Source organism: Mesorhizobium sp. M1A.F.Ca.ET.072.01.1.1, assembly GCF_004023325.1.
Lineage (GTDB): Bacteria > Pseudomonadota > Alphaproteobacteria > Rhizobiales > Rhizobiaceae > Mesorhizobium.
The window spans coordinates 1-2,353 of sequence record NZ_RZSF01000110.1; the positions used below are offsets into that span (position 1 = coordinate 1).

The following is a 2,353-nucleotide window of genomic DNA, read 5'->3' on the forward strand; positions in this document are numbered from 1 at the left end:
GCCATGGACCGACCGGCTGCCCGATCCACAACCAGATCCCGGACTGGAACGACCTCGTCTACAATGGCGACTGGGACAGCGCGATCCGCAACCTGCATTCGACCAACAATTTCCCCGAGTTCACCGGCCGCATCTGCCCGGCGCCCTGCGAGGAAGCCTGCACGCTGAACCTCGAGGACATTCCGGTCGCCATCAAGACGGTCGAGCAGGCGATCGCCGACAAGGCCTATGAGACCGGCCACATCCGGCCCTACCCGCCGGAAAAGAAGACCGGCAAGCGGGTTGCGGTCATCGGCTCCGGGCCGGCCGGCATGGCCGCCGCCCAGCAGCTCGGCCGCGCCGGCCACGATGTGCATGTCTATGAGCGCGAGAGCCGGCCGGGCGGGCTGATGCGCTACGGCATTCCCGACTTCAAGATCGAGAAGCATTACATCGATCGCCGCATCGAGCAGATGCAAGGCGAGGGCGTGAGTTTCCATTGCGGCGTCAATGTCGGCCTCGACAAGCCGGTTGCCGAGCTCCTCGCCGAGCACGACGCCGTGCTCTATTGCGGCGGCTCGGAAACGCCGCGCCCGGCCAACATCCCGGGCGACGATCTCAGCGGCGTCTATGACGCCATGCCGTATCTGGTGCAGCAGAACCGCCGCGTCGGCGGCGAGCCGATCCAATCGGTGGCCTGGCCGTCACATCCGATCATCGCCGGCGGCCAGCATGTCGTCGTCGTCGGCGGCGGCGACACCGCGTCCGACTGCATCGGCACCGCCTTCCGGCAAGGCGCGGTGCGCGTGACGCAGCTCGACATCCGTCCGCAGCCGCCGGAGAAGGAAGACAAGCTCGCGGTTTGGCCTTACTGGGCGACAAAGATGCGCACGTCTTCCTCGCAGGCTGAGGGCGCGGAGCGCGAATTTCAGGTGGCGACCATCGAATTCATCGGCGAGGACGGACAGCTGACCGGCGTCCGCTGCTGCGAGGTCGATGAGAAGCGCAAGCCGATCGCCGGCACCGAGTTCGTCATCCGCGCCGATCTCGCCTTCATCGCCATCGGCTTTGCCGGTCCGGCGAATGATGGGGTCATGAAGGAGCTGGACGGCGAAATAAAAATGGTCACCGACAGCCGCCGCTCGCGCAACGTCGAGGCCGACGACCGCGACTACAGAACCAGCATAGACAGGCTCTATGCCGCGGGCGACGTCCGTCGCGGCCAGTCGCTGGTGGTGTGGGCGATCCGCGAAGGCCGCCAGGCAGCGCGCGCGATCGACGAGGCGCTGATGGGGTCTAGCGTACTCCCCCGCTGAGTCTACCTGCAGCCACGATGTGCTCTTCCGTTGCGGCCCTACCGACGCACCGCTGTCGAGGTCTCCGATGAAGCGGTCGGCGTCTTCGGCGGCCAGGAAAAATCGTCGGCTCGGCCGGGCGAGGCGACGGGCGCCTTGCCCTCGACGGTCAGCTTTTCGCCGGGAAGGTTCGGATCGGCCTTGGCTGGCGGTGCGGCACCCAGCAGCTCGGTCCCGCCGTCGAGCGCGGGGTCGCTGAGCAGCATCGGCGCGGTGCGGTCGACGATGACAGGGGCCGCGGCAGGCTTCGACGCCTCGACCGGAGCGCCCGCCGGCGCGGAAACCGTGGTGACGCTTCCGGGTGCCGCCAGTCCGAGGATCTTGGCCAGCGGCTTTTCGGTGTAGAAGGCAAGCTTGCGCTTGCCGGCCCTGGTCACGTTGATGCCGTCGTCGGAGCGCAGGCGCACCGGCTGGCCGTTGATGTCCGGACCGGAGGTGACGAAGGCGCCGTTCTCGTCGACGAAGCCGTCCCAGACATCGACGAACTCGCCGCCATGGGTCTGTGCGGCTGAATGATAGATGTCGTTGAAGGCGAGCATGTCCGAGGTCATTTTTGCCGCCCCGAACGCCGGCATGCCGACCCACAGGAACGGCACCTTTGCATCTTGAATGGCCTTGCCCAGCGCATCGGTGCGGTGCTCGTATTCCTTGGTCCAGTTCTCGGAGCGCGGCTGCTCGCGGACGTCGCCGACGCGCATCTGCTGGCGGTCGTTGGAGCCAAGCATGACCACCACCACGGACGGCTTCTCCGTCTCGATCAGAGACTTGATCTCGACCGGCCAATTGTAGAAATCGTCACGCACGAAGCCCGACGAGCCGTTGCTGCGCGAAACGATCCTGACCGTCGGATTGTCGGCAAAGGCGACGTCCAGACCCTCGGCGAGTCCGCCCGCCAGGAAATCGCCGACCACCAGCACGACGCGCGCATCCGGCGCCTTTTCGACGACCGGCGCCTCCGGCTCGGCCGGCGGGCGCGGCTTGGGTTTTCTGGCCTTCGGCTTCGGCCTCACCGGCTGGAC

The 2,353-nt window shown here is 66.9% G+C and carries 2 protein-coding genes; one reads left to right on the plus strand and one right to left on the minus strand.

Going from position 1 to position 2,353, the window contains the following annotated elements; translation table 11 throughout:
- Positions 1–1,295, plus strand: a 1,295-nt coding sequence (locus EOA32_RS16880; RefSeq protein ID WP_145971308.1) for a glutamate synthase subunit beta, incomplete at its 5' end; no start/stop codon positions are given.
- A gap of 38 nt (positions 1,296–1,333) precedes the next feature.
- On the opposite strand, the gene EOA32_RS16885 is transcribed toward EOA32_RS16880, so the two are convergent.
- A partial coding sequence (locus EOA32_RS16885) for a DUF459 domain-containing protein (RefSeq protein ID WP_245499304.1) occupies positions 1,334–2,353 on the minus strand: 1,020 nt, incomplete at its 5' end.